General features: G+C 66.8%; 12 protein-coding genes. 5 read left to right on the forward strand and 7 right to left on the reverse strand.

Features of this window, described 5'->3' with window-relative positions; translation table 11 throughout:
- On the forward strand, nt 1-911 hold a 911-nt coding region (locus tag AC27VN_RS18755; protein ID WP_490877488.1), incomplete at its 5' end, for a lysylphosphatidylglycerol synthase domain-containing protein.
- Here the strand turns inward: AC27VN_RS18755 and AC27VN_RS18760 are convergent.
- A complete protein-coding gene (locus AC27VN_RS18760) occupies nt 902-1,477 on the reverse strand; it encodes an acyloxyacyl hydrolase (RefSeq protein ID WP_490877489.1) in 576 nt (191 codons plus the stop codon). The two genes, AC27VN_RS18755 and AC27VN_RS18760, sit on opposite strands and share 10 nt — an antisense overlap.
- 225 nt (nt 1,478-1,702) lie before the next feature.
- Between AC27VN_RS18760 and AC27VN_RS18765 the strand changes: the two genes are divergently transcribed.
- Nucleotides 1,703-2,221, forward strand: coding sequence for a polyhydroxyalkanoate granule-associated phasin (locus tag AC27VN_RS18765; RefSeq protein ID WP_490877490.1), 519 nt, complete (start codon nt 1,703-1,705; stop codon nt 2,219-2,221).
- A gap of 7 nt (nt 2,222-2,228) precedes the next feature.
- Here the strand turns inward: AC27VN_RS18765 and AC27VN_RS18770 are convergent, their stop codons facing one another.
- The 6 genes from AC27VN_RS18770 to dnaA form a co-directional block, all read right to left on the reverse strand.
- Entirely contained in the window at nt 2,229-3,476 is a 1,248-nt protein-coding gene (locus AC27VN_RS18770) for a metallophosphoesterase (RefSeq protein WP_093343601.1), read from the reverse strand.
- A gap of 119 nt (nt 3,477-3,595) precedes the next feature.
- A complete protein-coding gene (locus tag AC27VN_RS18775) occupies nt 3,596-4,084 on the reverse strand; it encodes a hypothetical protein (protein WP_490877491.1) in 489 nt (162 codons plus the stop codon).
- Between the two features lie 127 nt (nt 4,085-4,211).
- Entirely contained in the window at nt 4,212-4,724 is a 513-nt protein-coding gene (locus AC27VN_RS18780) for a hypothetical protein (protein ID WP_490877492.1), read from the reverse strand.
- A 356-nt stretch (nt 4,725-5,080) separates the two neighbouring features.
- Nucleotides 5,081-7,702, reverse strand: a complete 2,622-nt coding sequence (gene gyrB / locus AC27VN_RS18785; protein ID WP_490877493.1) for a DNA topoisomerase (ATP-hydrolyzing) subunit B — start codon at nt 7,700-7,702, stop codon at nt 5,081-5,083.
- A gap of 141 nt (nt 7,703-7,843) precedes the next feature.
- Entirely contained in the window at nt 7,844-8,950 is a 1,107-nt protein-coding gene (dnaN, locus tag AC27VN_RS18790; RefSeq protein ID WP_093343596.1) for a DNA polymerase III subunit beta, read from the reverse strand.
- Nucleotides 8,951-9,071: 121 nt separating this feature from the next.
- Entirely contained in the window at nt 9,072-10,451 is a 1,380-nt protein-coding gene (dnaA, locus tag AC27VN_RS18795; protein WP_093343595.1) for a chromosomal replication initiator protein DnaA, read from the reverse strand.
- Nucleotides 10,452-10,826: 375 nt separating this feature from the next.
- On the opposite strand from dnaA, the gene rpmH reads away from it, so the two are divergent.
- The 3 genes from rpmH (at nt 10,827) to yidD (ending at nt 11,754) form a co-directional block, all read left to right on the forward strand.
- Nucleotides 10,827-10,961: a 50S ribosomal protein L34 gene (rpmH, locus tag AC27VN_RS18800; protein ID WP_007834827.1), complete on the forward strand. Its 135-nt coding sequence runs from the start codon at nt 10,827-10,829 to the stop codon at nt 10,959-10,961.
- 86 nt (nt 10,962-11,047) lie between these two features.
- Nucleotides 11,048-11,470: a ribonuclease P protein component gene (locus AC27VN_RS18805; RefSeq protein ID WP_093343593.1), complete on the forward strand. Its 423-nt coding sequence runs from the start codon at nt 11,048-11,050 to the stop codon at nt 11,468-11,470.
- Nucleotides 11,467-11,754 (forward strand): membrane protein insertion efficiency factor YidD, encoded by a 288-nt coding sequence (gene yidD / locus AC27VN_RS18810; protein WP_093343592.1) that lies wholly within the window; start codon nt 11,467-11,469, stop codon nt 11,752-11,754. Before AC27VN_RS18805 ends, yidD begins: the two co-directional genes overlap by 4 nt.
- The last annotated feature ends 120 nt before the right edge of the window (nt 11,755-11,874 follow it).

Raw genomic sequence — 11,874 nt, forward strand, 5'->3', positions numbered from 1 at the left:
TGTGGGGCTTCTTCGCGCTCGTGGCCTGGCTGCTCGTGAGCCAGGCGCGTTCCATCGACTGGCACGAGGTCGGCGACGCGATCGCCGCGCTGCCGCTCGTCACGCTGCTCGGCGCCGGCCTGCTCGCGGCCTGCAGCTTCGCGCTCTACAGCACCTACGACCTGCTGGGTCGCCACCTCACCGGCCACCCCTTGCGTGCCGGCACGGTCATGGGCGTGACCTTCATCAGCTACGCCTTCAACCTCAACCTCGGTTCGCTGGTCGGCGGCGTGGCCTTCCGCTACCGGCTCTATTCGCGGCTGGGACTGCGCAACGACACCATCACGCGCGTGCTGGGCTTCAGCATGCTCACCAACTGGATCGGCTACCTGGTGGTGGCCGGCGCAGCCTTCTTCTTCTGGCCACTGGGTCTGCCGCCCGCGTGGAAGGTGGATGGCGAGGAGTTGCGGCTGCTGGGCGCGGCGTTGCTGGTGCTGGCCGCAATCTATCTGCTGGTGTGCGCCTTCGCGCATGAGAAGCGCTGGCATGTGCGCGGGCACGAGCTGCGCACGCCGACCCTGCGCATGGCGCTGCTGCAGTTCCTGCTGTCGTGCACCAACTGGTCGCTGATCGGTGGCGTGATCTGGCTGCTGCTGCAGGGCCAGGTCGCCTATCCGCAGGTGCTGGCCGTGCTGCTGGTGGCCGCGGTGGCCGGCGTGATCACGCACGTGCCGGCGGGGCTCGGCGTGCTGGAAGCGGTGTTCGTCGCGCTGCTCGCGCACCAGGTGGCTGAGGCGCAGTTGCTGGCCGCGCTGCTCGCCTACCGCGGCCTCTACTACCTGCTGCCGCTGGTGGTGGCCACGCTGGCCTACTTCGCGACCGAACTGCGCGCGCGGCGCGGGCGCCGGGCCCGGATCGCGCATCAGAAGTGATAGGTGTAGCGCACCCGCACGAAGTTCTCGCCGGGGTTGGGCTTCTTGATGCCGCCGTTGGAGAAATGCTGCACGCGCAGCGACAGGTCGTGTTCCCCATGCTCGCCGAAGCTGCGGCCCACGCCGAGCACCTCGGTGAACTGGAACGCGGTGCTGAAGCTGCGGTCGGGCGTCCGGTAGACATGGTCCATCACGCTGCCGCCCACGCCGCCTTCGACGTACCAGGGCGAGCTGCCGTGCGCGAAGCGCCAGCGCCAGGTGTAGATGGCGCCAATCTGCACGTAGTCGCGCCGACCGTCGTCGAGCGCGGGCGCGTGCCAGTCGCTGAGGAAGACGTCCCAGTAGGTGGTGAGCGCGCCTTCCTGCACCGGCTGTCGCGGTGACCACGGCAGCGTCATCCCGATGGTGAAGGCATTGGTGCTGCCCATCTGGCCGTGGGGCGCGCGTCCGCCTTCCACGTAGAAGCCGCGCTGGCTGTCCTCGAAGGCGTGGGCGCTGCTGCCCAGCAAGCCCAGCAGTCCGGCCAGCGCGGCGGCACGAAGCGGGGTGGAAGCGTTGAATCTCATGATCCGGATCGCTAAAGCGAATGATGAAAACTGAAGGTCATATTCACTTTGCGTTCAGTTTCGTGTCGTGCCGCTACGCGATTTCCACGTCGAGAAGTAGGACTTCATCACCAAAGCTGCAAAACGCCACGGAATGCGCTCAGGTTCTTGTTGCACTGCAGCATTCGCCACGCGGCAGGCCTATAGTGGGCCGATCTCCCTCGCAGGCATTACGCCGCTCTCACGATGTCGTCCACTTCTTCCCTTCCCTCCTTCAGCGTTTCGTCATGGCCGCTGTGGCCGCTGCGCGAATGGACCGAGCTCGCGCTCAAGACGCAGGAGATGCTGCTGTCGTCGGGCACCGTGATCCGCCTGCGCACCGAGCGCATCGCGCAGGCGGGGCTCGCGCCGAGTGCCGACGACCTGGTCGAATTCCGGCGCATGGGCGACGAGAAGCTCGAGGCCGCGCATGCCTCGGGTTTCGCGATGGCGCGGCAATGGCACAGCAGCCAGATCGGTCTCGCGAGCCGCATCTGCCAGCAGTGCCTGCATGGCGCCGCGGCCTTCCTGTCACTGGCCGGCAGCGTCACGCCGGCGCAGGCGGCCGAGCATGGCGATGCGCTGATCCGCGCGGCCTCGCGCGCCGCGAACGCGGCCCAGCGCTGGCCGAACAGCACGGCGCGCATCGCGAGCGAAGGATTGAAGCCGATCCACGCGGTGGCCACCGCCAACGCGCGGCGGCTCGGCGCGCAGGCCGCAAGCTGAGCCTCGCTCAGCCGCGCGCCGGCATCAGCGTCAGCAGCGTGATCTCGGACGGGGCGCCGAAGCGCTTGGGCGGGCCCCAGTAGCCGGTGCCGCGGCTCACGTAGATCCACATGTCCTGCAGCCGGTGCAGGCCCGCGGTGAAAGGCTGCTGCATCGGCACGAACAGGTTCCACGGGAAGAACTGGCCGCCGTGCGTGTGGCCCGAGAGCTGCAGCTGGAAGCCGGCCGCGGCCGCCTTCGGCGCGCTGCGCGGCTGGTGGGCGAGCAGCACGCGCGTGTGCACCAGCGGCGGCGCGTCGTCGAGCGCGCGCTGCGGATCGCTCTCGTGCGAGGCGTCGAAGTGGCCTGCCGTGTAGTCGGTCACCCCGGCCAGCACCAGCTGGCTCTCGAAGGTTTCCTCGTCGTTCTGCGCGCCGCGCACGTTGCGCGTCTGCAGCACCACGTGCTCGTTGAGCAGCACCTGCAGCCCGAGGCGGCGCAGTTCGTCGATCCAGGCATGGGCGCCCGCGTAGTACTCGTGGTTGCCGGTCACCACGAAGGTGCCATGGCGCGCGCGCAGCCCGGCCAGCGGCGCGATGTGCTCGCGCAGTTCGGGCACGGTGCCGTCGACCAGGTCGCCGGTGATCGCGATCGCGTCGGCGCCGAGCCGGTTCACCGCGTCGACGATGCGCTGGATGTAGCTGTTGCGGATGGTCGGGCCGACGTGGATGTCGCTGAGCTGCACGATCGTGAAGCCCTTGAGCGCGGCCGGCAGGCCGCGGATCGGCACGTCGACGTGCTTCACGTCCGCGGTGCGGCGCGCATTGACGAAGCCGATCAGCGAGACGAGCGTGGCCAGCGCGAACACCGCCAGCGCGCTCCAGGGCCGCAGCGTGTCCCACGGCACCGCGAGGCCGGCCACGCGCTGCGCGACCCAGGTCAGCAGCAGGCCGGCGTCGCGCACCAGCGTCAGCACGAACAGCGACGAGAACCAGCCCATGCTCAGCAGGCCGGTCCATTGCAATACGGCGTGCAGCGGCTTCTTGCGCGGCGCATGCCGAGACAGGAAGGGCAGCGGAATGGTCAGCGCCGACACCACCAGCGCCAGCAGGCCGATCGGCCAGGCCGGCGTGAGCCCCGCGGCCGCGGGCAGCAGACGCAGGGCGATGTAGGCATGCAGGAGCGCGGTCAACACGCTCAGGGGACGGATCGGCATCGGGGCAATGGGTTCGGGCACTGCCCGGGACACGTCATCTGCAAGGCGCATGCCGTGCATTCAAGTCGCCGCCACGCTATTTTTTCAGTAGCGCAGCATGCCGGGATGACGGGTGCCGGGGTGCGGGCGGCGACGTGAGCGCCTGCACCCGGCGTCCATGCCGCCGTGCCTTCGTGCGCTTACTGCACCGCGCGCGTGCCGACGGCGGCCATGTCGGTGCCCGCCGGCCAGAGGAAGGTGGCCTTGGTGGGCGTGCCAAACACCACCTGCAGCGGCTGCTTGAGCGTCTGGCCGCGCAGCGTGGCCTCGACCTGGTAGCTGCCGGGCTCGAGGCGCGCCACCATGAACGGTCCGCCCGCCACCACGTTGTCGAGCAGCGCCACGCCGCGGCCATCGCGCACCGTGACGTGCACGTCGGCCGCGAAGTCCGCGCCCTGGTGGTCCTTGATCGCGAATTCGAAGCTCGCCGGCCAGCGCGGCAAGACCGTTTCCATCAGCTTCGCCTCGTCGCTGCCGATGCCGCCGCTCATGTATTCGATGCCGTGCGACATGCGGATCGGCGGGTTGAACGCGGCTTGCGCGGAGGTGGCGAGCGCGCCGAACGCGAGGGCGCCGCACAGCAGGGCGGCGGCCAGCGGCCGCGCGCGCGGTGAAATCCGGGGGGTCATGATCAGTCCTTTCTTTCCATGCTCTCGTGGCGGAAAACCACGGCGCCACTGTGCGGCGCACGGCTTAGACAGGACTTAACGAAACGACGCGGCGGGTGGCCGCCGGCCGTGGAAGCGGCTTGGCGCCTCAGCGCGCGGCGCTGGTCTGCGCCATCGCCTGCGTTTCGGGCTGCGGCGGCAGCACCGAGGCCATGTCGAAGTTCGACGGCCACATGAAGGTCGCCTTCGACGGGATGCCCGCGAACACCACCAGCGGCTGCGTCAACGTGAGGCCGCCGAGCGTGACGTTGACGTCGTAGGCGCCCGGGTCGAGCCGCGCGAGCATGTACGGGCCCTGCGACAACGCTTCCATGATCGCTCGGCCGGTGTAGCGCTCGCGCACTTCGACCTTGGCGCGGGCCGGGAAGCTCGCGCGCTGCGCGGGGCTGCCGTTGATGCCCAGTTCGATCGTGGCGGCCCAGCGCGGCGCGACCATCTGCATGAATGCAGCTTCGTCCTTGTTGGTGCCGCCGCACATGTATTCGACGCCCTGGGCGGTCTGGATGGGCGGATTCGGGGCAGCGTGGGCCGGAAGGGTCGCGCCGAGGATGCCGGCCGTGCCGCACGTTGCAAGGACGGCCAGGGACCGGCGGAGACGCATGGATTTCATTGCTTCGATGTCCTCGATCAGGGTGACGCGGAATTCGTCGAGGATTTTGCTTAGCAAGACTCGGGCTAGATATAGCGTTTACGAGGAACGATCCTCGCCGAGGCTTTGAACGCTATTGTTTTAATAGCTGGTGACGGGCTTGTGACAAGCGTTTACAGCCTGTGTGGCGATCTACCCTCAGACAAACCCTTGGGTCCGGCCGCGAGGGGCCTGCGTTGCGTGCGCGCACTCCGCCGCGAAGCGGCATGGGAATGGTGCGAAGGCGGTGGGCGCGGCGATCGTGCGCCCCATGAAAAACGCCGCCGGGTGCGAACCACGGCGGCGTGACGGTGAGGGCGGAAATCGACTCAGACGTCGATGTTCGCCGCCCGCAACGCGTTCTGCTCGATGAACTCGCGGCGCGGCTCGACTTCGTCGCCCATCAGCATCGTGAACACGCGGTCGGCCTCGATCGCGTCGTCGATCTGCACGCGCAGCAGGCGCCGCACGGTCGGATCCATGGTGGTTTCCCACAGCTGCTCGGGGTTCATCTCGCCCAGGCCCTTGTAGCGCTGGCGCGCAGTGGCGCGCTCGGCCTCGCCGATGAGCCACAGCATGGCCTGGCGGAAATCGAACACCTTCTCTTCCTTGGCGCGCTCGCCCTCGCCGCGGCGCACCACGGCGCCCTCGGGGCTCAGCAGGTTGCGGAAGGTGTCGGCGGCGCCGGACAGCGCGGCGTAATCGGCGCCATGCACGAAGTCCTGCGTGATCACGCTGCTCTTGATGTTGCCGTGGTGGCGGCGGCTGATGCGCAGCAGCGGCTTGTCGGTGCGGGCGTCGAACTCGTTGCTGACCTCGGCCGGCACGCCGGTGGTGTTGAGCTCGCGCAGCTTGGCCTGCAGTGCCACGGCCGAGGCCTCGGCCGCGGGCGTGGTGTCGAGGTCGAGCGCCACGCCGTCGGCGATGGCGCGCAGGGCCTCGGCGTCCATGAAGTTGCGCAGCCGGTGGATCACGGCCTCGGCCACCTGGTGCTTGCGCGCCAGCTCGGCCAGCGTGTCGCCGCTGAGCGTGTGGGAGGTGGCGCCGCCGGTCTCGATGCTGGCGTCCTTCAGCGCGACCTTGAGCAGGAAGGCGTCGAGCGCATTGCCGTCCTTCAGGTATTGCTCTTCCTTGCCGACCTTGACCTTGTACAGCGGCGGCTGCGCGATGTAGATGTGGCCGCGTTCGACCAGCTCGGGCATCTGGCGGTAGAAGAAGGTCAGCAGCAGCGTGCGGATGTGGGCGCCGTCCACGTCGGCGTCGGTCATGATGATGATGCGGTGGTAGCGCAGCTTGGCGACGTTGAAGTCGTCGGCGCCGCCGCCCGCGGTGGTCGCGCCGGCACGGCCGATGCCGGTGCCCAGGGCGGTGATCATCGTGAGGATTTCGTTGCTGGTCAGCAGCTTCTCGTAGCGCGCCTTCTCGACGTTCAGGATCTTGCCGCGCAGCGGCAGGATGGCCTGGAACTTCCGGTCGCGGCCCTGCTTGGCGGAACCGCCGGCGGAGTCGCCCTCCACCAGGTAGACCTCGCACAGCGCCGGGTCCTTCTCCTGGCAGTCGGCCAGCTTGCCCGGCAGCCCCATGCCGTCGAGCACGCCCTTGCGGCGCGTCATCTCGCGCGCCTTGCGCGCGGCTTCGCGGGCTCGGGCGGCCTCGACGATCTTGCCGCAGATGATCTTGGCGTCGTTCGGGCGTTCCTGCAGGTAGTCGGTCAGCAGGCGGCCCACGATGTCCTCCACCGGCGCGCGCACTTCGCTGGACACCAGCTTGTCCTTGGTCTGGCTCGAGAACTTGGGCTCGGGCACCTTCACGCTCAGCACGCAGCACAGGCCTTCGCGCATGTCGTCGCCGGTGACCTCGACCTTGGCCTTCTTGGCGAACTCGTTCTCTTCGATGTACTTGTTGATGACGCGGGTCATCGCGGCGCGCAGGCCCGTGAGATGGGTGCCGCCGTCGCGCTGCGGGATGTTGTTGGTGAAGCAGAGCACCTGCTCGTTGTAGCCGCTGTTCCACTGCATCGCGACCTCGACGCCGATGTGCGTGCCGGGGATGCCGCCGTAGGTGTCGGCCGGCTTCTCGCCCTCGGCGTAGAACGAGTTCGGGTGCAGGACGGTCTTGCCCTTGTTGATGAACTCGACGAAGCCGCGCACGCCGCCGGCGCCCGAGAAGTCGTCTTCCTTGCCGGTGCGTTCGTCCTTCAGGCGGATGCGCACGCCGTTGTTCAGGAAGCTCAGCTCGCGCAGGCGCTTGGAGAGGATCTCGTAGTGGAAATCGTTGTTCTCCTTGAAGATTTCCGTGTCGGGCAGGAAGTGGACTTCGGTGCCGCGCTTGTCGGTGTCGCCGATGATCTTCATCGGCGAGACCTCGAAGCCGTTCACGGTTTCGAGCAGGCGGTTCTGCACGAAGCCGCGGCTGAACTCGAGCTCGTGGATCTTGCCTTCGCGCCGCACCACCAGGCGCAGCATCACGCTCAGCGCGTTCACGCAACTCACGCCCACGCCGTGCAGGCCGCCCGAGACCTTGTAGCTGTTCTGGTTGAACTTGCCGCCCGCGTGCAGCTCGGTCAGCGCGATCTCGGCGGCCGAGCGCTTGGGCTCGTGCTTGTCGTCCATCTTCACGCCGGTCGGGATGCCGCGGCCGTTGTCGGTCACCGAGATCGAGTTGTCGGAATGGATGGTGACGACGATGTCGTCGCAGTGGCCGGCGAGCGCTTCGTCGATGGAGTTGTCGACGACTTCGAACACCAGGTGGTGCAGGCCGGTGCCGTCGGAGGTGTCGCCGATGTACATGCCGGGGCGCTTGCGAACGGCCTCGAGGCCTTCGAGGATCGTGATCGAGCCTTCGCCATAGGAGGTGTCGGGCGTGACCTCGATCGGCACCGCGTTGTCGATCTCGGGTGTGTAGACCGGTTCGGTGTGCGGCACTTCCGGCTTGTTCTCTTCTGCGCTCATTCGGATATTCCTCTATCTCTCACGGATTCACGGGGTCCACGGACTCGCGGGCACCCGGTTTTTCAGGCCTCTTGAAAGCGCAAACCCGCGGGGGCGAACCGCGGGCTGTGTGCGCCAGGGCGCTGCGACGATGCGGGGTGACTAGATCCGCATCGGCATCACGACGTACTTGAAGGACGCGTTGTCGGGGATGGTCAACAGCGCGGAGCTGTTGGAATCGGCCAGGTCCAGCTTCACCATGTCCTGGCCCATGTTGGCCAGCGCGTCGATCAGGTAGGTGACGTTGAAGCCGATCTCGATGGCGTCGCCGCCGTAGTCGATGTCGAGCTCGTCCTGCGCTTCTTCCTGCTCGGCGTTGTTCGAGGCGATGCGCAAGGTGCCCGGCTCGATGTTCAGGCGCACGCCCTTGAACTTCTCGCTGGTCAGGATCGCGGTGCGCTGCAGGCTGGCCAGCAGTGGCGCGCGGCCCAGCGTGACCGAGTTCTTGTGGTTCTTCGGGATCACGCGGTTGTAGTCGGGGAACTTGCCCTCGACCAGCTTGGTGACGAACTCCATGCCGCCGAAGCTGAACTTGGCCTGGTTGTTGGCGAACTGCATCTCGATCGCGCCTTCGGCGTCGGACAGCAGGCGCTGCATCTCGAGCACGGTCTTGCGCGGCAGGATCACTTCCTGGCGCGGCACTTCCACGTCGAGCGTGGCCGAGGAGAACGCGAGGCGGTGGCCGTCGGTGGCGACCAGGCTCAGCTGCTTGCCCTCGGCGACGAACAGGATGCCGTTGAGGTAGTAGCGGATGTCGTGCACGGCCATCGCGAACGAGACCTGCGAGAGCAGGTCCTTCAGCGTCTTCTGCGGCACGCTGAACACCGGGCCGAAGTTGGCGGCTTCCTGCACCAGCGGGAAGTCTTCCGCGGGCAGCGACTGCAGCGTGAAGCGGCTCTTGCCGCCCTTGAGCACCAGCTTGCTCGCGCTCGACTCGAGGCTCACGGTCTGGTCGGACGGCATGGTGCGCAGGATGTCGATCAGCTTGCGCGCGCCGATGGTGGTGGTGAAGTTGCCTTCGTCGCCGCCAAGCTCGGCGGTGGTGCGGATCTGGATCTCGAGGTCGCTGGTGGTCAGCTGGATCTGGCCGCCGGTCTTGCGGATCAGCACGTTGGCGAGGATCGGCAGGGTATGTCGCCGTTCCACGATGCCCGCCACCGACTGCAGCGCGGCGAGGACTTTGTCTTGTGTTGCCTTCAGGACGATCATGTCTTCTACCTCTTCTCTTATCTCTTTGAATCAGCTTGGTCGATCAGGGCCCCACCGCCCCGCACAGACCGCCATTCTCCGCTGTCGCGGCGTCCGGCCTGGTTGACTTTGGTTTTCAGTTTCAACCCTTGAGCGTCTGCTCGAGCACGTGAAGCTGCTGGTTGAGCTCGGTGAGCTGCTGGCGCTCGCCCGAAATCTTGCGCACCGCGTGCAGCACGGTCGTGTGGTCGCGTCCGCCGAACAGCTCGCCGATCTCGGGCAGGCTCTTCTGCGTCAGCTCCTTGGCCAGGTACATCGCGATCTGCCGCGGCCGCGCGATCGAGGCCGGGCGCTTCTTGCTGTACATGTCGGCGACCTTGATCTTGTAGTAGTCGGCCACCGTCTTCTGGATGTTTTCCACCGAGATCTGCCGGTTCTGGATCGACAGCAGGTCACGCAGCGCCTCGCGCGCCAGGGCGATCGAGATCTCCTTCTGGTTGAAGCGCGAATAGGCCAGGATCTTGCGCAGCGCGCCCTCGAGCTCGCGCACGTTGGAGCGCACGTTCTTGGCCACGAAGAAGGCGACTTCCTCGGGCATCTCGGCGCCCTCGACGCGGGCCTTGTTGATCAGGATCGCCACGCGCATCTCGAGCTCGGGCGGCTCGATCGCCACCGTGAGGCCCGAATCGAAGCGCGAGACCAGCCGCTCGTGGATGTCCGCGAGGCCCTTGGGATAGGTGTCGCTGGTCATCACGATGTGCGACTTCTTGGCCAGCAGGGCTTCGAAGGCGTTGAAGAATTCTTCCTGCGTGCGGTCCTTGTTGGCGAAGAACTGCACGTCGTCGATCAGCAGCAGATCGAGCGAGTGGTAGCGCTCCTTGAACTCGTCGAAGGTCTTGCGCTGATAGGCCTTGACCACATCCGAGACGAACTGCTCGGCGTGGATGTAGAGAACTTTGGAATCGACCCGGTCGGCCAGCAGCCGGTTGCCCACCGCGTGCATCAGGTGGGTCTTGCCCAGCCCCACGCCGCCGTAGATGAAAAGCGGGTTGTACAGATGGCCCGGCATGCCGGCCACGTGCATCGCCGCGGCGCGCGCCATGCGGTTGGCCGTGCCCTCGACCAGGGTGTCGAAGGTGAGGCCCGAATTGAGGCGGTTCTTGAAGCCGGCGGCCGGCGGTTCCTCGCCCGGGCCGGCCACGTCGCGTGGCACGTCGGTTTCGGTCATGACCGCCACGGGTGCAGCACGCACGGGGATTTCCCGAGGAGCAAGCGCTAACTCGACGACCACGGGCTGGCCGTAGATCTTCTCGGCCATGCCGGCGATCTTGCCGGCGTACTGGGCCCGGATCCAGTCGAGCTTGAAGCGGTTGGCGACGAACACCGTCATGCGCGAGAGGTCGTCGGCGACCTCGGCGGTGAGGGGCTTGATCCAGGTGTTGAACTGTTGCTCGGACAGCTCCTGCGCGAGCTGATCGACGCAGGCCTGCCAGAGGCTTTCGCCGACGCCGTCAGTCGACATGGGTGCTCGGATTTTGGATGGTTCCCTCTGCCATTTTTTGCTGTTTGTATTGTGGATATTCTCTGCTGGAAGGCGCCGCGCATTCTAACTTGTCAAAACCTTATCCACATACCCCGGGCGGCCGACGAAAGGCCCGCAAAGTCGCTCGAAGATTGTTGTGCGGCCGAATGTTTGCGATAATTGCGGGTTTCCCTGAAAACCTCTTTGCGTCTTTCGGGGTCCGACCGAAATCACCGGCCCAGCCAACAACGAAGCCGGAACCAACCGCACCCAGCGCCTTTCGCGCATTCCTCGCCCGTCGAGCCCATGGATTCCCCCATGGCCCGATGACCGCGCGGAAATGCCGAAGAAACAGGGGAATCAGGAAATCTCATCATGAAACGCACCTACCAAGCATCCAAAGTCCGCCGCGCCCGTACCCACGGCTTCCTGGTCCGCATGAAGACCCGTGGCGGCCGTGCCGTCATCAACGCACGCCGCGCCAAGGGCCGCAAGCGCCTGGCCGTCTGACGCCCGACCCACGGCAGTTGCCAGCAGCAGGAACGCCGGGGCCAGCTTCGACGGCTCGCGCCAGCGGCGTGTCCAGTCCGGCTTCCATGCAGCGGCTCAAGACCCGCGCGCAATTCCAGGCCGTTCTCGCAGGTGCCACCGTGGCCCGCACTGCCCATTTCGCATTGCATCGCTGCGCGCTCGATTCCGAATCGAGCGCGCAGCTTTTTGCGTCCGACGACGTCTGGCTGGGTGCCATGGTGCCCAAGCGCTGGGCGCGCCGCGCGGTCACGCGCAATGCGATCAAGCGCCAGATCTACAGCGTGAGCGCCCTGCCCCACGCGGGATTGCCGCGCGCGGCGCACGTGGTTCGCCTGAAAGCCGCCTTCGACCGCAAGGAATTCGTGAGCGCCTCGTCCGAGCGGCTCAAGCGAGCCGTGCGGGCCGAACTCGAACTGTTGCTGGAGCGCGCCGCGCGCCCGGCACCGGCGCGCGCGCCTGCCGCGCCACCCGCACGGTCTTCTCCATGAAACGCCTGCTGATCGGCCTCGTCAAAGGCTACCGCCTGCTGCTGAGCCCCTGGCTCGGGCAGTCGTGCCGTTTCGAGCCGACCTGTTCGGTCTATTCGATCGAGGCGCTCGAGGTGCACGGCGCACTCAAGGGCAGCTACCTCACGCTGCACCGCATCGCGCGCTGCCAGCCCTGGTGCCAGGGCGGGCACGATCCGGTCCCACCGAAATCACAGCGTCGCACGAACCGGTCAGGCTCGCTGTTTTCGTCTCTTCTCTCCTCCGACAAGAAGTCTTCGTCATGAACGATATCCGCCGCACGATCCTGTGGGTGATTTTTGGGTTCTCGCTGGTGCTGCTGTGGGACCAATGGCAGGTCTTCAACGGCAACAAGCCGACCTTCCTGCCCTCGACCAAGCCCGCCG

This window comes from Variovorax sp. 20P10.2.4, from assembly GCF_058244205.1.

Excerpts from the sequence above, each read along its gene's own strand:
- AC27VN_RS18760 (WP_490877489.1), bottom strand. The coding sequence starts at position 1,477 with ATGAGATTCAACGCTTCCACCCCGCTTCGTGCCGCCGCGCTGGCCGGA.
- AC27VN_RS18765 (WP_490877490.1), top strand. The coding sequence starts at position 1,703 with ATGTCGTCCACTTCTTCCCTTCCCTCCTTCAGCGTTTCGTCATGGCCG.
- AC27VN_RS18770 (WP_093343601.1), bottom strand. The coding sequence starts at position 3,476 with ATGCACGGCATGCGCCTTGCAGATGACGTGTCCCGGGCAGTGCCCGAA.
- AC27VN_RS18775 (WP_490877491.1), bottom strand. The coding sequence starts at position 4,084 with ATGACCCCCCGGATTTCACCGCGCGCGCGGCCGCTGGCCGCCGCCCTG.
- AC27VN_RS18780 (WP_490877492.1), bottom strand. The coding sequence starts at position 4,724 with ATGCGTCTCCGCCGGTCCCTGGCCGTCCTTGCAACGTGCGGCACGGCC.
- gyrB (WP_490877493.1), bottom strand. The coding sequence starts at position 7,702 with ATGAGCGCAGAAGAGAACAAGCCGGAAGTGCCGCACACCGAACCGGTC.
- dnaN (WP_093343596.1), bottom strand. The coding sequence starts at position 8,950 with ATGATCGTCCTGAAGGCAACACAAGACAAAGTCCTCGCCGCGCTGCAG.
- dnaA (WP_093343595.1), bottom strand. The coding sequence starts at position 10,451 with ATGTCGACTGACGGCGTCGGCGAAAGCCTCTGGCAGGCCTGCGTCGAT.
- rpmH (WP_007834827.1), top strand. The coding sequence starts at position 10,827 with ATGAAACGCACCTACCAAGCATCCAAAGTCCGCCGCGCCCGTACCCAC.
- AC27VN_RS18805 (WP_093343593.1), top strand. The coding sequence starts at position 11,048 with ATGCAGCGGCTCAAGACCCGCGCGCAATTCCAGGCCGTTCTCGCAGGT.
- yidD (WP_093343592.1), top strand. The coding sequence starts at position 11,467 with ATGAAACGCCTGCTGATCGGCCTCGTCAAAGGCTACCGCCTGCTGCTG.